Consider the following 19,112-nt stretch of genomic DNA (forward strand, 5'->3'; position numbering starts at 1 on the left):
TCGACGGAAATATCGTCAAGATGGTCCATTAGAACACTCAACGTTATCCGGGCAGAAATTTCTAACGGCTACTATAGGAGAATATCGACAGCCGTCGCAGAACAACTAACTGAGACGGGAGATAGTGAGGAACATCGGACAAGATCACTTCAGAACACAATTGTATCCTTCCCTAATTCGTATTTAAATCAGACTATAGCAGGGTACCGACCCACACTAGTAGAAACGTAAGAATGCCAGCTGCGACAGGCACAAACAACCACGTGGCGAGTATTTTCCGCGCCGTAAACGAATCAAATAGTTCGACGGTCTCAATACTGAGTTCGGCATCTGTATCGATTGAAGAATCACCGAATCCGAGCTGCTGCAAGCGACTCAGGTGACGCGTCGAGCGTCCCCAACCCAATCCTAAAAGACAGGTTATCATCGTGAATGCGAGGCTAATTGGAATTCCAATAATACTAAGCACCGTGACAGTAGTTGCGGTGATGAGTTCTGCGACGAGTGCTCCTTCAAGCGTCAAATGTGTAATCTTCGTCCCGACAGTAGCAGTTGTTCGGGGGCCAAAAACAAACGCACCAATACCCATTGCAATGCCACCAAGGACAGCGGCTGGAAGGAACGGCAGAACACCGCTACTCACGAGCGGTGCAATTGCGTTTGCGACGTTTGATGCCCCAGCAGAGAACCCCATAAAGCATGCGAGACCAACAACAGCAACTTTCATTGCAGTCGTTTCGATTTGACCACGTTCAGAGAGATGAGTGACGAGCGAATCGTGGAAGTAACGTCCCACGACAGCGCCGAGCCAGAACGTAAGAACAGGCGTGATGAACCACCAGATCATCACTTGGCCAAACGTGGTCCAATTGAGTGCACCAATTGCGACACCGACCCCCGTGATAGTACTGATTGCGGCCTCACTGGTGCTGATAGGTACGCCTCGGAGATTTCCTACGAGAATTGCGAGACCAGTGAATGAGAGCATGATGACTATCATCTCGAAGGAAATCTGTCCAGGCGGGACAAAATCAGATCCCAGGGTCGAGACGACTTGTGAACCAGCCAGAACTCCACCGAGAATCGCTGACAGTGTCATCAAGCTCGCTGCTTGTCGCATTGACATCACCCTACTACCAACGGCAGGACCGAATGCAGGGCCAGTTGATGCACCGCCGATGTTCACTCCAACGAATATCATCAGTAGAATACCAACCAGTATCGTAGCCTCACTCATAGAGAGCCACACCTCGGTTGATTCATTTCTGCGATTGGTAGACGGCCATTTCGAGCAAAGACATGGTCGATAGAAGACACCATAATAAGTTATAGGTAGGTGATCTAATATCTCTTTAGGTATTATTCCAGACTTACCGGTATCCACTTTTAAGATAGTTATATTCGACCGAAATGCTCTTCGGAGACTATGCGGAAGTATTATAGTAGTTAGCAATAACTTATGAGTATCTATGATGCTTCCCATATTGCTGCAGCAGAGTGCTGGTATACCACCAGTATCCACCGACATGATGGTCGTGTTTCTCATCATTCTCGGTGCAATCATCCTGTTCATCACCGAATGGCTCCCTATCGACGTTACCGCAATCGCCATCATGGTCTCGCTAATCGTTCTCGAACCGTGGACAAACGTGTCCTCAACCGAGGGGATTTCTGGTTTTTCGAATGAAGCAACAGTTACCGTACTCGCGATGCTGATTCTTAGTGCCGGAATTAGTCGAACTGGGATCGTTCAAATCGTGGGTCGAAAGATCTCGTCCTTCGCTGGAAACAGTCTCAATAGACAGTTGGCCGCTACTATCGGTGTAACTGGGCCGGTTTCAGGGTTTATCAACAATACACCTGTTGTCGCAATACTTGTGCCTGTCATTTCTGACGTGGCACACAAAGGGAAGACATCACCGTCGAAGCTTTTGATTCCGCTTTCGTATGCGTCTCAATTCGGCGGGATGCTCACACTCATCGGAACGTCAACAAACATCTTAGCGAGTAACACGGCAGGGCGACTTGCAACCGAGTATCCGACACTCCATACGTTCTCGTTCTTCGAATTCACAAAACTCGGTATCATCGTTCTGATCACAGGTGCCCTGTACTTGATGACGATTGGCCACCGCCTTCTCCCGGAACGTGTTCCACCAGAAGAAGACTATGTCGAGGAATACGGCATGGAAAACTACCTCGCAGAGGTGGTTGTGAGAGAGCATTCGTCAGTCGTTGGGATGACGGTCGAGGATGCAATCGACGAGTCCGAATTCGACGCCGACATTCTCCAGCTAATTCGTAGCGGAGAACGGTTCATCGAACCACTCGGTAAAAAGGAAATCCAAGCCGGCGATGTGCTCCTCCTTCGAGCGAGTGGGAGAACTCTCAGGCAACTTGCGACGTTGGACAATCTAGCTATTCGTGGATCAGTCTCAACAGATGAAGACCTCGACCCAAAAGATGCCACGGATCAAACCATTGTTGAAGTAGTGATTCCGTCGAACTCGTTCCTTGTTGGTGAGACACTCGACAGTTCCACGTTCCGGCAGAGCTATGATGCGAATGTATTGGCATTCCGAAGTCGTGGCGAGGTAGTCCGTGACCGTCTCGAAGATCTTGTTATCCGTGCCGGCGACACGTTATTGATTCAGGCCGAATCGGACAGTGTCGATCGACTTGCACAGAATCGAGATTTCATCCTCGCACACGAAGTAGGTGAACCAGACTACCGGACGGATAAAATTCCGCATGCCGTTGCTATCATGTTTGGTGTCGTGGGCTTAGTTGCGATCCCGTGGGCATTTCTCGGAGAGACTCTTACCAGCCTAACCGGGATTGGTCAGTTCACAATGTTAGCTGCAGCGCAGCAAGATATCCTCGTGACTGCGCTTGCGGGCGTCGTTGCGATGGTGATGGCAGGGGTTCTCAAACCGAACGAACTGTATGATTCGGTCGACTGGGACGTCATCTTTCTGTTGGCAGGCGTCATCCCGCTCGGGATTGCGCTTGAACAGACAGGGGCAGCTCTGTTGTTGGGGAGGGCAGTCGCCGCATCTGCAGACTTCTTGCCAGTCATCCTCGTACTATGGTTGTTCTACCTCGCAACAGGGTTGATTACGGAAGTCATTAGCAACAATGCGAGCGTCGTCCTGATGATTCCAGTTGCGGCTGCGGCTGCGACGGCAATCGGTGCAAATCCGTTTGCGTTCGTCCTTGCGGTCACATTCGCTGCAAGTACAGCGTTTCTTGGGCCAGTCGGTTACCAAACGAATCTCTTCGTTTACGGTCCCGGCGGCTACAAGTTTTCAGACTATTTCCGCGTCGGCGCACCACTCCAGCTAATACTCTCTGCCGTTACTGTCGTCGGAATTGCTACGTTCTGGGGGCTCTAATCAGCTAGTACGGGGGAATAGTAATCATGTATACAAATATCCTGATCCCAGTTGATGGAAGCAACGCGAGCCAGCAAGCCCTCGAGTATGGGGTCTCGTTTGCGACCAACTTCGGAGCAACGATTCACGCGCTGTATGTTCTCGATCGAAAGGCACTGCCAGTTCCCGAGGAACGCCTACCTTCAGATGAAACGATAGCTGAAGAAATCGCCGATGAAGTCGAGTCAGCGTTCAACGAAGCACAAACATTTGGAACTGACGCTGGCCTTTCCGTCCAGACAGAACGCCGAGAAGGAGATCCCACTGAAGAGATCATGCGTTACGTGACGGAACAACATTGTGATGTTATTGTCCAAAGTCCTACCCGAGAAAGTCGATTCGCCCACTTTCTCCACCGTAGTGCGACCACTCAAATCGTTCAATCAGCACCGGTACCAGTTGTGACGGTTCCAGAGAGCGATGCACAGTACAAATCGAAGGTTGAGACCATTTTACTTGCCACAGATGGGCGATCAGGATCTGATCGTGCAACCAAAGAAGCCATTGAACTTGCGGCTGCACTCGATGCGATTCTTCATGTTGTGTATATCATCGAAAATCGCTACATCAGTTCACCCCTGCTTCGAGACGTTCTCGAACGAGAAGGCAAGCATGCGACGAGCGCTATTTCGACGCAAGCTCTGCAATCGAATGTGAAAACGAGGACTGAAGTCATCCCTGGCAATACCGCTGATGAACTACGTGACTACGCGAACAAGAGCGGTGCTGATCTGGTCGTAATGGGGACCTATGGTCGGAGAGGATTGGATCGCCTCGTTCTCGGCAGCGTCACCAGACGTCTGATACGGCATGCCGAAACGCCGATTATGACTGTTCGAGCTTGGGAAAAGAAAAGTAATTGATCGGCAGAAAATTCACCAAATTGGAAAAGAAAATATTCGGCGATCTGTGACATCCTCCCCGGCGTAAACGGCGGAATTCTCTCCTTGCAAAAAGATTGAAGAACTAGTGTACGGTCAGTGAACGAAAAGAACATATCTGAGACAACAAATCGCGGTGAAGAAGCGTCGCTCCCACTCTATTTTCAATCTCTCACCGTATAATTGTCACCGACATCGGTGCACGACGAGTCACTTTCTCGGCTACGGAACCAAAGAAAACATTCGCAATATCCTCACTACCATGTGTCCCCATGATGATGTGGTTGATATCGTTCTCCTTCGCGTATTTCACGATTTCTTTTGCTGCGGTTCCCATTTTTACCACTGACTCAAATGAGACATCGTGCTTCTCTGCTTTCTCCCGCATTTGGTCGTGAAGGTCAGTGGCATTATCCCATGCCTTTTGATACCATTCTTGGGAGTAGGCGGGCATCCCCGCCTTTCCCACCGGCGATTGATATCCCGGTTTCAACGGATCAATGTCGAAAGGGTTGATGACGGTGATGACTGTGATTTTTGCGTCAGGGAACTCGATTGCATAGTCGAATGCCTTTCCTGCTTTCGGTGATCCATCGAGTGGAACGAGAATGGACTCTCCCATAGTCAGATATATGATTGCAATCGTTCTAAACGATATCCTTTTAGAAAGTCAAATATCGTGTGCAACATTTCATAAGTCAGAACACGGTTGCCCCCGTGTGACAGGAGTAATTATATATAATTAGACGAGCTAGTGTGAACTGGATATGGTCACCGAGTTCGATCTCCCCTGTTCGAATTGCGGTGGACAGCTCGAACAAATACAAACACGAAGAAATGATCAGGTCGAGGAACCCGACGATCTTCCGCTGGCAGAATGCGTCGATTGTGGTGCTCACTATTATCCCGATTCCACCCTCCGGCAGATGTAGATCTTGACCAGATGCTTTGGGTTCCAATACTTCAGTTTGACCAGATCTCGGAGAAACCGGCAAGAAGTGGATCCTCAGATATCGTCAGTCAAGATTAGCTGTAATGCAGGCGCTAAGCCCCCTTCCTCCACGGAGTGAACGGAGCGAACGGAGTAGAAAGGGGGAGGATACAGCGCCGTCTTTGGTCACTTTCACTGTCCGCCATAGCCTTACTACCACTGCGTTCGAAATTGGTAGTAAGACACTCACTGCAATGCGTCCGTTGTTCAAACGCGACAAAAAGCGTGCATCGGATGTGGTGGCTGAGTGTCCATCTGGTAGGAGTGGGACACTCCGAACCACCTGTCAAGGGAAGTCGCCTGCGGAGTCTGGAACCGTCCTCAGAACCAACGGTTCTGATGGGCCGCACGAGAACGGAGTTCTCGTGGACGCTGTGGAAACGGTTTCTGCACGTTCCGACACAGAAACAGGAAGCTCCCACCTCAACAAGCGAGGGCCGGGTAGGCCCGAGCGCGGTAGGGCGGAGTAGTTCACAGGATTGAATTGTAGTTCTATAGGAGATGAAGTTGAAGAGCAATCTCAAAGACGACGAATGCCAATACACCAGCAAGTGTTGGTGTGGCGAACCAGGCTGAGATAATTCGTTTATTGATTTGCGGATCATAGAGATCACCAACCTTCGGCTGCTCGGAGTCTCCGTCAGCAACTACTGTCTCGTCCGTTTCTTGTGAAAGAGATTGAGCCAACGTTATCTGTTGACTCGCACGTCCCCATCCCAAGCCAATAATGCACGTCGTGGCTGTAATCGCAAGACTCGCAGGAATTCCACCCCAGCTCAGGCCAGTAATAATCGTAGCAGCGATTAGTTCGACAATGAGCGCGGATTCCATCGTTAACTCTGTGACACCCTCTCCGATCGTCTCCATTGTTCGCGGTCCCAGAAGGAAGCCACCAATACCGATGGCGATACCACCGAGAGCAACGCCAAAACCCATATCAAGTTGACCTGAACCAACTAGCGGGGCCACTGCGTTCGCGACATTCGACGCACCTGCTGAGAAAGCCATATAACAGCCAATTGCGATTACAAGTCCTTTTGCGATGGTCCCTCGACGACCACTTTCGAAATCCAATAGCACGACAATACGCTCATACAGGTATCTCCCGACCACAGCTGATACCCAGAACGCAATTACCGCGGACAGGAACCACCATGAGACAACCCGCCCAACGACACCCCAATCCAAAACTCCTAACGCTGCACCCATACCGACCACAGCGCCAACTGCCGTCTCACTGGTGCTGACTGATACTTTCAGTAAATTCCCAAAAAGAATCCCAAGTCCGGTAAACAGCAATACGCCAATCGACGCTCCAAGCGTGAACTGTTCTGGTGGAACAAACTCACTGCCGAGAGTTTCTACAACGTGTGTCCCGACTGTTGCACCGCCTAACACAACAAAGATGGCCATTAAGCTACCTGCCTGCCGCATCGAGAGGACACCACTACCAGTAGCTGGTCCAAATGCGACTCCAGTCGAGGAACCACCAATATTTACCCCAACGAATACTGCCGTGACAAGACCAAGGACAAGAAGGATTGTTAGATCCATTTCTCCTCAAAGTAAAGGGTATACTACTATAATTCCGTATGATTTGTGGGTTATCGGTGAGCCGTCTGCTGATTATTCCAGGAAAAATTGACTTCATAACTTATCGATATGCAATCGATAGCCACTCATAAGTTATTTATATCCTAAGAGAGTATATGAGGTAACCAGCACCACACATTCTATCGTGTAAGTCCCACGACAAAGGAACTGACTCCAAAAAATCGAGACACAGGGTACGGTCACACGGGATGCAGAACACAACTGTTCGGATGTGCTGCTGGGGTGATTTGCATGAAAATAGGGATCGAACTTGAATACTGGGTGATTGACGACAATGGACAATTAACAACAGCAGACGAAATCATCGACGCACACGGTTGTGTAGTACCTGAGTTCGTTGAATCGCTGGTCGAAATACAGGTGCCACCAGTTGAGACCAAAACGGAGCTCCAACAGGAACTCGCCGATATTCTCTCAACCGTCCTCGATGCAGCTCACGCAAATGGGAAACATCTCGTTCCACTCGGTACACCTCTCACCGAACACGATTTACCAATAATCAGCGAACGGGGAGAGCTCCTTGAACAGATGTACGGCGACGAACTTCGATACGCGAAAAACTGTGCGGGGACGCATGTACATTTCGACAAGGGAAACGTTGTTAGACAATTGAATCTCTTGACCGCACTTGATCCTGTACTTGCGCTTGTGAACTCCTCACCATACTACGATGGGGAGCGACTAGCAAGTTCTTCACGGGCGTCAGTGTATCGCCTTGGTGCAAATTCACGATTTACGCGGTATCGAGATCTCTGGGTGTATGTCGACAGTGTTGAGGAGTGGAATGCCCGGATTGCGACGGAATACAAACTCCTCCGAACCATCGCACACGATCAGGGAATTTCCACCGAAGATTTCGATCGTCATTTTCATCCAGAAAATTCAGTACTGACGCCAGTTCGTCTCAGAGAACAGTCGCCGACTGTCGAATGGCGAGCGCCTGATACGGCACTTCCAAGCCAAATCGTTGAACTGGTCGGAGACGTGACGGAGTTGCTTCAACAGACAGATCAAAAGGAAGTGGTCATTGGCAAAGCTGGTGTCTGGGCCGATTGTATTGGCATTCCCACGTTCGCCGAATTACGGAAGTTGAGCACGAGTGCGATTGCAGATGGCCTGGATTCGCTAAGCGTGAGAACGTACTTGACGACAATGGGGTTCGATATCACGAAATACGATCCGATCGCAGAACGATTCCCAGCAGTAGACAAACTTTCACATGAGGAAGTACGCACGCTACGATTGCAGTCTGCTGCAGCACTTGAAGATGATGTGCGGTTACTCACAACCAATACCCGAAATACATCAGACGTATTGCCTAGCGACGGTGTTGTGAGTCCCGAGTGAGAGCTTGACTATGGAATGGGACAACCACAGCATCACTCAGATCAACCCTTACTGTGAAGAGACTGTAAGCGTGAAAGGGTAGCGAAAAATCACTTAACAATTCAACCACTTGCTGCGAACAGAATAGACAACGGACGCTCCATTATCAACTTAGGACTAACTAATCGACGATAATAGGTTTAGGTGAATCCGTGATGAGTTGACTATGCTTTTACGGCCATTATGAGTGGTTCAGACCTATAAATTAGTTAGAAGTCGTGTTCAATTTCGCTCTGGTCAGATTTCTGTATTATTATCTTCTCGTTTCTGACACGGACGAATACATTATCACCCAAGCTCATCCCAGCCACCGATAACTCATCTTCGTGGAGATTGAGGTGGGCATTGTGATACTGGCCGTCTTCATCTTTTGCGCCGCTTGGGCTCAACTTTTTCTTTCGGACCATCGTAGATGGATACCCAAACTAGTAGCTGAAGCTGGTTAATGGTATCGCAATAGAAAATGTAGAAATGAGTTCTTTGAGCGCGTCTTAGTCGCATACAGCAGTATCAGAATCGAATTTTCGTAGTTTATAGTATAGATAACAAATGAAATTCGTTGTGGTTTTACTAGAGTAATTTACTGATCATCAGTAATGATATTTTATAACATATTAGAATGTATTAGGGTAGAAAATACTATTTGAGCAATTTCTCTCTAGTACGAAAATGCAGATGATTGAGGTAACGTCCCACACTAATTGAGCACTCTCGAATTGAATTATGACTGGAGATCGTGCAGGTGAAACCTCACTCAGAGTAAGCGATCAATGAATATGAACATATCGTTGTATAATGCGTAACCCAGAGATATGTCACACAAACCATTTATCTGGGAGCGTGACCCATATAGCACGGTAGAGACGCAAAGTCATCTGAATAGCGCGTGAAAAAGCAGACAGGGGAAGAAGGGGAAAGGAGATGAGCGGAGATTCAGGCATTAATGACCACATTGCAGACTCCTCAGAGTATCTCGATGAGTCGAATGATTCACAAATTGATGATATAGACTATCCAGTCGGAAGGGAAGCCAACGAGTTAAACTCAAAACCACTCAGAGAGCGGATTTCGCTTCCACGCCGGACAATCATACGATTAGCTGCGACTTTGCTGATCTACGGCATAATTGCTGCTATTGCACTTCGAGCTGACTCAACATACGCCACAGTAGCAATCGTCCCAATCATAGCCATAAGCGCGTTCGTTTTCGAACTGTTTGATTCAGCAACGGGTATGGGATTCGGGACGGCAGTCGGTCCATTGCTACTGCTATATGGTTATGATCCAGCACAAGTTATTTTAGTCATCCTCCTCTCCGAAGGGATCACGGGAATACTAGCTGGTTTCATTCACAACGAGCTTGAAAATGTGCAGTTGAGTATACGACCTCGCAATGAGGCGACTCAGCTACTAATTGTACTTGCGGGAATTGGAAGCGCTGCAGCAGTTATCTCGTCAGTGTTGGTCTTCTTTGCGCTCCAAATCCCAGGTGTGGTACTCCGGTATTATATAGTCTTTCTCGTATTAGTTCTGGGAATATTTGGAATTACCCGTGCCCGCATGGGAGCCACGATCGGCTATCAGCGAAACCGAGTCGTTCTCTTTGGAGTACTCGCTGGCTTCAACAAGGGGGTCGGTGGAGGCGGGTATGGTCCAGTACTAACGCTAGGACAGATATTATCCGGAATCTATGACAAGAGCGCGGTTGCCCTTACCTCATTCGCGGAAGGGATCGTTTCCTTTGTCGGGTTTTTCACGCTCGTAGTACTCCTCAGTCGATTTCCTGCCTTGCCGCTACTGAGCCCGATATTGTTAGGAAGCGTACTTGCAGCCATTATTGCACCCTATTTCGTTCGCATACTCCCGAATTCGTTTTGGCGGTATGCTATTCCCATCTACGCCTTCATTATTGGAATGACAGCGTTCTTTATCGATGTAGAATTATGAATTTCTACTCGGGTACCAGACTATCCAGGGATCACAAACGATCAAAGAGGACAGGTAATAACTATCTCAAACTTCGTGCAAGCACGTAGGAAATGAAGCTGTTATTCTCATACTTGACTAATGGAATAATCTATGTTAGAAATTGTCATCCGCTTTTCGTATGACAATTTCGTCATCGCGGACCTGAACGAACACCTCATCACCAATGCTCATACCCGCAACCCCGATCTCATCGATATGAAGATGGAGATGTGCGTTGCGATAGTTTCCATTACTATCCTTGCCACCACTTGGGTTGAGCTTCTTACGTCGAACCATGTTCTCTCCGCATGCGATTATAATCACAGTGGAAATTCGTGTGTCCGTTCAATTGTGTAGTCATGTATTGATCCATAATTGTGTGTGAGTGGTTAGAGGAGGTAGAGCTTGGTAAAAGCAAAAATTCCGACGAGAAAGGCGTACGTCGGAATTATGTATCTAAAGATACGGTTAGGAACGACTCGAACCATATAGGGTGCCGTGATACCTGCAATTAGGCTCCCAGCAAGCAGTGATGGGAGGAGAACGAAATTAAGATTCGCACCTGCCATCTCGATGGCGAAGAACGTGATAATACCCGCTATCGACACTAAACCTTCTGCCATTGATGTAATAGCAGCGGCACTTTTCTCATACACGCCTGAGTACATTTCACCAAGAGTAACGACGGGCCCATAGCCACCACCACCAATACCCTTGTTGAAGCCTGCAAGCGCAGCGAAGATCAGCATCCGTTTTGGTCTATATTGTGCGGCCGGCTGGAAATACTGACGCGCTAGCCCCGCGAGACCCATCACAATAACGAGTAACGCAACGTAGGTTTTGATGACAGAACTGGGTAAATCTAGGGCCAAATACGTGAGAATCACAGAAAAGGTAATTGCGACGATACCGGTTCCTGCGATAAGTCCAACAAGCTTTGTCGCTGGGTTTGGTGGCCATGCAATCGCAAATTCAGCATTTTTGAACTCGTTGTGCATCCCGCCCGCGATGAGTCCGGTTAGCGCCTCGGAGAGAAGAAGCGCAGGTGCAACAGCCAGTGGGCCGTACCCGAGCGCGAGTAGAAGTGGTCCGAGTGCGGTGCCGAATCCCATGCCTGCGGCCGAATCCATTGTTTCGAAGACAAAGGCCAGGAGAACGACTGCCGGAACAAAGTAGCCCATTGCAGAGGGTGAGTTCGGGGCTGGAATACTACTCAACTGGGTGAGCACCCACAAAAGTGCCGTATACCCACCGGCAAAGATCAGGAGTTTTTTGATAGTACTCTGGTCGATTCGCATTCGGTCGGTAAACGGTAACTCATCGAGTGCCCGTGCAGTCGCCCCTACCTGGTTATGTGAACTTTTACTCGTCGTTTCTCCCCTTGCCCGTCTTGAGGACTGTGCCCCACTGTTTGTAGTATTTGAATCAGCCATACGTGACCTCCACTATCGATGCTACCCCCATACACATATATTTTCCTGTGGCTATAGAATAGTAGTACATACTATTCTCATAACTTATAGAGTGCTATTGAACGGCTATGGTAAGCTACTCATCGGAAAGGAATATATCCGAACGGACCACAAGAACGGGTGCTGCGGAGGTTTTGAGAACTTGATCTGCAACACTTCCAAGCAGCGATCGGCTTAGGTGGGTTTGTCCGTGAGTACCCATTACGACAAGATCAACATCGTGATCCTCAACATACTCCGCAATTGTCCGATGAGGAACTCCGATTCGGATCTCGGCGATTGTTTGGACACCTGCTTCAGTGGCTTTGTGTACTGCTTCGTCAACAGCTGCTTCACTCTCCTTTCGATATGATGATCGAAGCTGCTCAACATCGATTTCGGAGGGTGTGGTAATTCCCAGGTGGCGCGTATCGATGACAGAGAGTACGTGCAGTGTTGCATCGAATTGGTTTGCAAGCACTATCGCATGATCAGTTGCAATGTTCGCGTGTTTGCTTCCGTCTGTTGGAATCAGGATGGTATCGTACATGGTTTGTGAGTGTCCAAGTTGTGTCATGTTCTATTCACATTCGTAAACGCGTGTACCGAGTAGTTAGATATCAAGTCCAATCGTCAGTCCAAGCACGCCAATCGTAAATGCGTATAGCGGAATGACGTAACGCCAGACGCGATTCGGGATGACACGGACGAGATATGGTGCACCAATCGAGGCGAGAAATCCACCTGCGAAGATCGACGGCAAAAGAATGAGATCAACGCCAACGCCCTGCGTTGAGAGGGCAAAGAAGGTAATCACGCCGACAATGGAAACAATGCTTTCTGCCAATGAAGCGATCGCCGTCGCGCTCTTTTCGTACACGCCCGAGAGGATCTGACCGAGCGTGACAACTGGTCCATAGCCACCCCCACCGATACCCTTGTTGATCCCAGCGAGTGCTGCAAAGCTAACAAGGCGTCGCGGCTTGTATTCAATTGTCGTCACGATTCGTGCTCGAATTAGTCCAATCAGCCCCATCGCGAGAACGAGGAGTGAAACATACGTTTCAATATAGGACTCGGGGAGCGAAAGCGCAAAGTACGTGAGAACGATCGATACGACACTCGCGATAGCTCCTACTCCGCCCATGATGAGCATCAGTTTCGTCTCATCGTTCAACGGTCGGAACGAGAATGAGGCGTTCTTCAATTCATGGTGAACAGCCCCCGATACCACACCGGTGATCGACTCCGAAATGAGGAGAACCGGAGTCACCTCTAAGGGGCTGTAGCCAAGAATGAACAAGACAGGCGCTAATGCGGTGCCAAAGCCCATTCCTGCCGAAGAGTCCATGAGCTCGAACGTGAAGGCGAGTGCGATAACCGTCGGGACGAGTGGCAACAGCAGGGTTTCCGCTGATGTGCCGAAAAACGGCACCATGATGGCCAACCCAAGAATATAGATGAGCCCGAGATAGCTGAGTCGACGAATCGTCGAGTGAGGGAGGCGCATTCGCTCTGTGAGCGACTTTCCAACGTCGAGGCGCTGTGCTTCCGTTCCGATGTCGACGGGTTCGATATCGACCAGTTCTGCTTCTAATTCTGCGATATCGTGTTCGGTGTATGCAGCCTCTTTCTCCACAGTGTGCTCTTTTTTAGAACCCATTGAAAACCCACCTCCCACGGGGGGAAGCTATGCCCTCTATACGCCTCCCACCTATATCATCATTGTGTATTTAAAAATCCTTTCTGAATAGGTGATCATTTGACGACTTTTCCAGGATATTTATTGATTTTCACTAATCTAGTGGTGCGCTGACGAGGAATCGTCCATTATAAATTAAAAATAAACCGTCCATAAGTTATACAGTGGTGTCTAAGTGCATTTCAATTACCTTGTCAGAACGTCTTCTGATAGTTGGAGAAGAATATTTATGTATTAGGAGAAACCACCACAAGGAGTAATGAATAAATCGCTACTGCAAGATAAGGGAGAGACAAATCAATGATTAGTGCACTTCTCGGGATTGGATTACTCGTTTCTGCCTTTGCTGGCATCAATACAGGCGGTTCATCAATTGGTGAATCGTTTGGTCCCTCAGTCGGAAGCGGCGTTCTTTCTCCACGAAAAGCTGCAGCACTTATGTCTATTTTCGTCGTGATTGGAGGTTTTGTCGTCGGACGGCATGTGGTCGATACGCTTGGGCACGGGTTCGTGCCAAGTCAGTATTTCACGCTGCCAGCGGCAATTGGTGTTCTCCTTTTTACTGGCTTTGGCATCTTGCTCGGAAACTTGCGTGAAGTTTCAGTGAGCACGAGCGAGACGGCAGTCGGAGCTGTTGCAGGTATGGGTGCGGCATTTGGCGTGCTCAACTGGCATACCGTTGCGAGCGTTGTGACGTGGTGGCTTATTTCGCCTGTTGTCGCGTTTTGGGTTGCTGCTGTTATCGGGCGCTACTTCTACCCTCAAATCGAGGAACGACTCGACCTTGAAGGTGAAGGCGGACGGTCGATTGCAGGAAAAGTGGCCGTTATTGGGATCGCATGTTACATGGGCTTCTCTGCAGGTGCGTCAAACGTCGCAAACGCAATTGCACCACTCGTCGGCGCAGGCGTTCTCGATATGACGCCTGGAATTATACTCGGAGCTGGGACGATGGCCATTGGTGCGTTTCTGATTGGTCCAAAGACGATGGAAACCGTCGGCAATGAACTGACAGTTCTCTCCTTGGAAGGGGCCCTTATCGTCGAAATCATCGCTGCAACGATCATCACGCTGCTTAGTTGGGCAGGTATTCCAGCCAGTTTAGCGATTACAGCGATCACATGCGTTATTGGATTGGGATGGGGTCGGGCATCTCGCCATGTTGATCTCATGCACCAACTTCGATCAACAAGTAAACCTCAATCCGATGGTGGCTCGTCGAAATATGAGAATCCAGGAGATCTCTTTAGCGAAGAAACAACCCGACACGTTGTAACGACATGGTTTCTCTCACCAGTTGTCGCATCCGTACTGTCGTTTATCTGTTTTAAAGCGGCAGTAATGATTGGGCTACTCACTGTGTGAGAAGATTCGAGATTTTTGCGAACTGCGATCGAACTAAACCATCGAATCCGATTTCCTGGCAGAGAAATTTCGGTGAGAACCGATATGAAACCACTGTAGGTCAAGGTTCACCACAATCGTATTAGACTGATTACCTCTTTTTTATCCTGAACGAGTGAATTCCCCAAGTGATCGACGAGCTTCGTGAAGATTGTGAGGAGAAGATTCGATTAGAGGCACAGGTTGAACAGTTGGAGCGTGATCTTGGGCGGGTGCGTGAGGAGCGGGACAGTGCAAAGGCGCGATATAACGAGGCTCAAGGAAAATTAAAAGTGCGAAACCCCTCGGACAGAGAGGACGATTCACGCGGCTTTCTCGCTCGTCTCCTCGGACGATGACCGTCCAATCGTCTCCCGTTTCTCCATGGTGATTCCCGCCAGGATTACACTGTCGTAATTAACGCCCGAAAGTGAACCGTAATCACGCCAGAACTGTACTCCCACTTTTTTCTACCTCGCAAACACAGTGGGAAAAGTGAGAGCTATTACTCCTAGGAAGTCATATACAATTGGTCTCAATCTTGTCCTTATCCAAAAATAGTTTCGGGGATGGAAAAGTTTGTAATATCTACGTCGGAAATTGCGAATAATACTCGATGCGAATTGCAGACGAATTATCGAGATTCACCATATTTCGCAGAAGAGTGTCCACAGACATATGGCAAGTCAACTTGCGACAGCATCAACACAAGCCGCATTACTCACCGATCATGATCCACTGTCTGTATTGGATACACTGCCGTCGAACGTGTTCCCAATGCGCCTCAAGCTCGGTCTCCCTCGAGCACGAGGTGCCGATACTACAGATAGTACGTATCAATCGCCGTCGTTTCCTGTGAATGTTCATCAACCGACCGCACCCTACATTCCAGAACAAACAGTCTACTTCGATAATCCTGCGGAGCGAGTTCCTGATAAGACCATTGCATGGTCGGAAACTGAATTTCGTGAGAAACTCACCGAAGAACTCGCACATCTCGAAGAAGAATACCCCATAGTCAACACCGAGACATTGGCGCTCCAAGAACTCGATGTCGTTCAGATACCGAGTCACTTCTTGACCACAGATTCATCGACCGGAGATTTGGTCGCGAAGCCCGATCTGTATGAACGCAACGGAGAAATGGCGATGGTGAGGTTTGCGAAAGAACGGTCACTGTCTGCGACTGATGTACGAGATAGTATTGAGGAAGCACTCCCTGGAGAAACACGAACACCAACACGATTGACGCGTATTAAACAGGTGCAGGCAAAACCCTCTCGCCATGGGCGGACAACGAGCGTCTCGGGTGGTCGAGCGCAGTATTATACAGAAACAGATGCGGAAAAGAACAACGATCTTAGCTTGACTCCTGCAGTGTACCAACTTGACGAATTGAACGTCGCTGGTGACCGAAACCGTCCTTTGAGCCTCGTATTGGACTCGCTTGAAGAACTCATCCCATCAATCAGTGAGGAAACTGGGGATCTCGTGTTGACGGTGAAGTTCGCAGGAGAGGAACGAGAACACACTGTTTTCCACGCGAAAGAGGTGTTGCAATCGTGAACTATGACCCAGAGATGCCATGGTTGCCTGCAGACATAGATGATGAATTCTGCCCTCTCGAGCACGCAGAGGTGACAGTAGACAAGAACACACCAATGGTCGTAGTCCCCCGCGGTGGTGGTATGGAAGTCGGCCGGAGCTGCTACCAACTGGAAACCGAACATAGTACACTGCTTATCGATGCAGGGTTGAACCAGGGAACGGGTGGGCAATTTCCAGATTTCCGTGGGCTGCAAAAGGAGCAAATTGATGGCGTGTTTCTAACGCATGCACACATCGACCACTGTGGAGCACTTCCCGTTCTCGAGAATCGAGGATTACTCGATGAAGACGCAACTATCGTGGCGACACGTCCGACCGCTCAAATCGCACAGACGCTTCTTGAGGACTCGCTGAAGATTCATCGTCGAGAGGCACAGCGTCCCGGAAGGGAACAACACTTCGCCGAAGAAGATATTCGTCGCGTCTACGAGAGATTTACTCCCGTAGACTATGAGTCTGGACGTGCAGCGGACTATACTCATGTCTCAGAGATAGACCCATTGCGATTCACAATGGGGAATGCAGCTCACCTCCTGGGGAGTGCATGGCTTTCATTCGAAACCAATGGATATCGTGTGGTGTTCAGCGGCGACGTTGGCGGCAGAAGCACACATTTACCAGCGATCGATCCACCACCGGAAGCCGACCTGTTACTGGTTGAATCGACATACGGCGAGAAACATAGCCACACGTCGATGAAGGATGCACGGACATCCGTCTATAATGCGGTAGAACGTGGGTTAAAGAACCGTGAGCCAGTATTGATTCCAACGTTCAGCGTTGGAAGGGCACAAACGTTGCTGCTATTGTTCAAAGAACGGCTTCACACACTGCCGAGCCATATCCAAGACGAAATCGTCCTTGTAGTGGATGGCATGGCACAAGAGGCAACAAACCTGTACCACGCGCATACTCAAGATACCACTTACTTCGATGAATCGATTCCAAACAGGGTAGAAAACGCACAGGACCGCCAACCCTTCCTTCCAGAGAATACCGTGATGCCGAACTCGGATAGCGATCGGAAACGGATTCTCGACAACTTCGACCCGGAGACTGGTGAGAATATTCCATTGATCATCTCTCCTAGTGGGATGCTCACTGGTGGCCACTCACCACGGTATCTCGCCGAATTTGCTGCACGATACGAGAGTGCAAACGTCTTCCTTACAGGATATCAAGCGAAAGGAACAGGCGGACGAAAGCTCCACAACGCGATTAAAGCCGAAGAGGCGTCAGCAACGATGATAATGGATACAGAGCCTTTCGGGACAGATTGGCCCGAAAACGACGGGAATGTTGTGTGGGCACAAGCTGATAATGGGATGGTTATACGAGCGATGATTCCGACCGAATGGGTGACTCCAGTTGATGGGTTGAGTGCCCATGCGGCACAACACGGACTACTATCCTTTGTCAGGGATGTGAATCCGTCTGCAATTTCATTGATTCACGGACCAAGCTATGCACAGGAGCGGTTTGCGAATCATCTCATCGATAACGTTGAGAGTGCTGAGACGGTAACGCGGAGTCGACTGTTGACACCGATACCAGTGACTCAAGGCATTACAGTAGATACTCCGGCGCTAACGCAAGAGAATAGCCAAGACGAGTCGTATGAGTCGATTTCAGAGCAGTTTGAGCATATCTACGAGCTATTGTCGTCGATGTCAGCCGATGTGGCTTCGGCACGACTCGATGATGGGTGGAGTGAACAAGATATTCGGCGTATTGTACGTGATGAACTCGAAAATAGAGATCAACCAATACAAGCAGATGACTAAAGGGCAGTAATTATTTCTTAATTTTTGTCGGATGGGAGGACGACCTCGTCAGGACCCGTTGCGCTCTGCACGATGCGAAAGGGGAAATATAAATCACCCTGAAACCCGTATCCGACCATATGGGGAAGGAGACTGCGCACGAACCGCTGCCGGCCGATGCCCATGCCAATGCAGCGGAGGCGTTTGTTGACCGGGCACGGTCCCAGCACAGCGACGAAATCGCTGAGCTGTACGTCTTCGGCTCGACTGTTCGAGGGGAAACCCACGGACGCGCAAGTGACGTCGACGTTCTCATCGTTCTCGCTAACGATACTGACCGCGACGCCATCGCCGACTCACTTCGTGATATCGCCCTCGACGTGATAATCGAATACGGCCCCGCCGTCGAACTCCACATTCTCTCCGAAACCACGTTCGATCGCCACCAACGAGAGGGGAACCCGTTCATCCGTAACGTCGTCACCGAGGGGCGTTCGTATGCCTGACGCCAACGACACGGATCCCACCGTTGAACAGGAGCTCCAGCAGGCGCGACAGGCACTCAACGATGCTACAAAAGCACAAGAAGCCGGGCTCTCAGACGCCGCGGTGATTAACCGTCTCTACTACGCCGCATTCCATTCCGTTCAAGCGGCCCTCTACGACCGCGGGTTCGAGCCCACGTCTCACGGCGGTGTGCTCTCCTTGTTCGGGTCGGAAATCATTGCTGCTGGGGACGCTGAACGGCGGGATGGTCGATTCTTCAGTCAACTCTCCGAGCTTCGGCAGCAAGCCGACTATGGCTATGACGAACTCGATGAGGATGTCAACGCACTCCATTCACGAACCCAACAGCTTGTCTCCGAGATGGAAGCTCTTTGTACCACCACCAGCTAACGAGGTCAGACGACGTTCGCATTGACGAGTTCGA

Annotated in this window: 18 protein-coding genes; 9 read left to right on the plus strand and 9 right to left on the minus strand. The window is 49.5% G+C overall.

Going from position 1 to position 19,112, the window contains the following annotated elements; genetic code table 11:
- Window positions 1-193: 193 nt before the first annotated feature.
- On the minus strand, window positions 194-1,237 hold the full coding sequence (locus AC1XDK_RS25375) for an inorganic phosphate transporter (RefSeq protein ID WP_483352810.1): 1,044 nt from the start codon (window positions 1,235-1,237) through the stop codon (window positions 194-196).
- A gap of 232 nt (window positions 1,238-1,469) precedes the next feature.
- Between AC1XDK_RS25375 and AC1XDK_RS25380 the strand changes: the two genes are divergently transcribed.
- Window positions 1,470-3,395, plus strand: a complete 1,926-nt coding sequence (locus AC1XDK_RS25380) for an SLC13 family permease (RefSeq protein WP_483352811.1) — start codon at window positions 1,470-1,472, stop codon at window positions 3,393-3,395.
- 26 nt (window positions 3,396-3,421) lie between these two features.
- On the plus strand, window positions 3,422-4,297 hold the full coding sequence (locus AC1XDK_RS25385; protein ID WP_483352812.1) for a universal stress protein: 876 nt from the start codon (window positions 3,422-3,424) through the stop codon (window positions 4,295-4,297).
- 190 nt (window positions 4,298-4,487) lie between these two features.
- On the opposite strand, the gene AC1XDK_RS25390 is transcribed toward AC1XDK_RS25385, so the two are convergent.
- Together AC1XDK_RS25390 and AC1XDK_RS25395 are read right to left on the minus strand one after the other, a co-directional pair.
- Window positions 4,488-4,937, minus strand: a complete 450-nt coding sequence (locus AC1XDK_RS25390) for a universal stress protein (RefSeq protein WP_483352813.1) — start codon at window positions 4,935-4,937, stop codon at window positions 4,488-4,490.
- Window positions 4,938-5,798: 861 nt separating this feature from the next.
- A complete protein-coding gene (locus AC1XDK_RS25395) occupies window positions 5,799-6,860 on the minus strand; it encodes an inorganic phosphate transporter (protein ID WP_483352814.1) in 1,062 nt (353 codons plus the stop codon).
- Between the two features lie 291 nt (window positions 6,861-7,151).
- On the opposite strand from AC1XDK_RS25395, the gene AC1XDK_RS25400 reads away from it, so the two are divergent.
- A complete protein-coding gene (locus AC1XDK_RS25400) occupies window positions 7,152-8,267 on the plus strand; it encodes a glutamate-cysteine ligase family protein (protein ID WP_483352815.1) in 1,116 nt (371 codons plus the stop codon).
- 248 nt (window positions 8,268-8,515) lie between these two features.
- Here the strand turns inward: AC1XDK_RS25400 and AC1XDK_RS25405 are convergent, their stop codons facing one another.
- On the minus strand, window positions 8,516-8,713 hold the full coding sequence (locus tag AC1XDK_RS25405) for a hypothetical protein (RefSeq protein WP_483352816.1): 198 nt from the start codon (window positions 8,711-8,713) through the stop codon (window positions 8,516-8,518).
- Between the two features lie 514 nt (window positions 8,714-9,227).
- Here AC1XDK_RS25405 and AC1XDK_RS25410 point away from each other — a divergent pair.
- Window positions 9,228-10,253: a TSUP family transporter gene (locus AC1XDK_RS25410; RefSeq protein ID WP_483352817.1), complete on the plus strand. Its 1,026-nt coding sequence runs from the start codon at window positions 9,228-9,230 to the stop codon at window positions 10,251-10,253.
- Between the two features lie 135 nt (window positions 10,254-10,388).
- Here the strand turns inward: AC1XDK_RS25410 and AC1XDK_RS25415 are convergent, their stop codons facing one another.
- From AC1XDK_RS25415 to AC1XDK_RS25430, 4 genes are all read right to left on the minus strand, one after another.
- Window positions 10,389-10,571, minus strand: a complete 183-nt coding sequence (locus AC1XDK_RS25415; protein ID WP_483352818.1) for a hypothetical protein — start codon at window positions 10,569-10,571, stop codon at window positions 10,389-10,391.
- A 92-nt stretch (window positions 10,572-10,663) separates the two neighbouring features.
- Window positions 10,664-11,707 carry a TSUP family transporter gene (locus AC1XDK_RS25420; RefSeq protein ID WP_483352819.1) on the minus strand — a complete coding sequence of 348 codons (1,044 nt, stop codon included), beginning with the start codon at window positions 11,705-11,707 and terminating at the stop codon, window positions 10,664-10,666.
- Between the two features lie 115 nt (window positions 11,708-11,822).
- Window positions 11,823-12,275 (minus strand): universal stress protein, encoded by a 453-nt coding sequence (locus AC1XDK_RS25425; protein WP_483352820.1) that lies wholly within the window; start codon window positions 12,273-12,275, stop codon window positions 11,823-11,825.
- A 63-nt stretch (window positions 12,276-12,338) separates the two neighbouring features.
- A complete protein-coding gene (locus tag AC1XDK_RS25430) occupies window positions 12,339-13,388 on the minus strand; it encodes a TSUP family transporter (RefSeq protein ID WP_483352821.1) in 1,050 nt (349 codons plus the stop codon).
- Window positions 13,389-13,727: 339 nt separating this feature from the next.
- Between AC1XDK_RS25430 and AC1XDK_RS25435 the strand changes: the two genes are divergently transcribed.
- The gene (locus tag AC1XDK_RS25435; protein ID WP_483352822.1) at window positions 13,728-14,792 is read left to right on the plus strand and encodes an inorganic phosphate transporter; all 1,065 of its coding nucleotides are present in this window, start codon (window positions 13,728-13,730) and stop codon (window positions 14,790-14,792) included.
- Between the two features lie 341 nt (window positions 14,793-15,133).
- Here AC1XDK_RS25435 and AC1XDK_RS25440 read toward each other — a convergent pair whose 3' ends face one another.
- On the minus strand, window positions 15,134-15,274 hold the full coding sequence (locus AC1XDK_RS25440; protein WP_483352823.1) for a hypothetical protein: 141 nt from the start codon (window positions 15,272-15,274) through the stop codon (window positions 15,134-15,136).
- A 214-nt stretch (window positions 15,275-15,488) separates the two neighbouring features.
- On the opposite strand from AC1XDK_RS25440, the gene AC1XDK_RS25445 reads away from it, so the two are divergent.
- From AC1XDK_RS25445 to AC1XDK_RS25460, 4 genes are all read left to right on the plus strand, one after another.
- Window positions 15,489-16,376 (plus strand): hypothetical protein, encoded by an 888-nt coding sequence (locus tag AC1XDK_RS25445; protein WP_483352824.1) that lies wholly within the window; start codon window positions 15,489-15,491, stop codon window positions 16,374-16,376.
- Window positions 16,373-18,202, plus strand: a complete 1,830-nt coding sequence (locus tag AC1XDK_RS25450) for an MBL fold metallo-hydrolase (protein ID WP_483352825.1) — start codon at window positions 16,373-16,375, stop codon at window positions 18,200-18,202. Before AC1XDK_RS25445 ends, AC1XDK_RS25450 begins: the two co-directional genes overlap by 4 nt.
- Before the next feature lie 119 nt (window positions 18,203-18,321).
- Window positions 18,322-18,687: a nucleotidyltransferase domain-containing protein gene (locus AC1XDK_RS25455; protein WP_483352826.1), complete on the plus strand. Its 366-nt coding sequence runs from the start codon at window positions 18,322-18,324 to the stop codon at window positions 18,685-18,687.
- Window positions 18,680-19,078: a HEPN domain-containing protein gene (locus AC1XDK_RS25460; protein ID WP_483352827.1), complete on the plus strand. Its 399-nt coding sequence runs from the start codon at window positions 18,680-18,682 to the stop codon at window positions 19,076-19,078. Before AC1XDK_RS25455 ends, AC1XDK_RS25460 begins: the two co-directional genes overlap by 8 nt.
- Window positions 19,079-19,112: the final 34 nt, after the last annotated feature.

The organism is Haladaptatus sp. HS23 (genome assembly GCF_056892285.1).

Excerpts from the sequence above, each read along its gene's own strand:
- AC1XDK_RS25455 (WP_483352826.1), top strand. The coding sequence starts at position 18,322 with ATGGGGAAGGAGACTGCGCACGAACCGCTGCCGGCCGATGCCCATGCC.
- AC1XDK_RS25375 (WP_483352810.1), bottom strand. The coding sequence starts at position 1,237 with ATGAGTGAGGCTACGATACTGGTTGGTATTCTACTGATGATATTCGTT.
- AC1XDK_RS25445 (WP_483352824.1), top strand. The coding sequence starts at position 15,489 with ATGGCAAGTCAACTTGCGACAGCATCAACACAAGCCGCATTACTCACC.
- AC1XDK_RS25460 (WP_483352827.1), top strand. The coding sequence starts at position 18,680 with ATGCCTGACGCCAACGACACGGATCCCACCGTTGAACAGGAGCTCCAG.
- AC1XDK_RS25425 (WP_483352820.1), bottom strand. The coding sequence starts at position 12,275 with ATGTACGATACCATCCTGATTCCAACAGACGGAAGCAAACACGCGAAC.
- AC1XDK_RS25415 (WP_483352818.1), bottom strand. The coding sequence starts at position 10,571 with ATGGTTCGACGTAAGAAGCTCAACCCAAGTGGTGGCAAGGATAGTAAT.
- AC1XDK_RS25385 (WP_483352812.1), top strand. The coding sequence starts at position 3,422 with ATGTATACAAATATCCTGATCCCAGTTGATGGAAGCAACGCGAGCCAG.
- AC1XDK_RS25410 (WP_483352817.1), top strand. The coding sequence starts at position 9,228 with ATGAGCGGAGATTCAGGCATTAATGACCACATTGCAGACTCCTCAGAG.
- AC1XDK_RS25400 (WP_483352815.1), top strand. The coding sequence starts at position 7,152 with ATGAAAATAGGGATCGAACTTGAATACTGGGTGATTGACGACAATGGA.
- AC1XDK_RS25430 (WP_483352821.1), bottom strand. The coding sequence starts at position 13,388 with ATGGGTTCTAAAAAAGAGCACACTGTGGAGAAAGAGGCTGCATACACC.
- AC1XDK_RS25390 (WP_483352813.1), bottom strand. The coding sequence starts at position 4,937 with ATGGGAGAGTCCATTCTCGTTCCACTCGATGGATCACCGAAAGCAGGA.
- AC1XDK_RS25405 (WP_483352816.1), bottom strand. The coding sequence starts at position 8,713 with ATGGTCCGAAAGAAAAAGTTGAGCCCAAGCGGCGCAAAAGATGAAGAC.
- AC1XDK_RS25395 (WP_483352814.1), bottom strand. The coding sequence starts at position 6,860 with ATGGATCTAACAATCCTTCTTGTCCTTGGTCTTGTCACGGCAGTATTC.
- AC1XDK_RS25435 (WP_483352822.1), top strand. The coding sequence starts at position 13,728 with ATGATTAGTGCACTTCTCGGGATTGGATTACTCGTTTCTGCCTTTGCT.
- AC1XDK_RS25380 (WP_483352811.1), top strand. The coding sequence starts at position 1,470 with ATGATGCTTCCCATATTGCTGCAGCAGAGTGCTGGTATACCACCAGTA.
- AC1XDK_RS25420 (WP_483352819.1), bottom strand. The coding sequence starts at position 11,707 with ATGGCTGATTCAAATACTACAAACAGTGGGGCACAGTCCTCAAGACGG.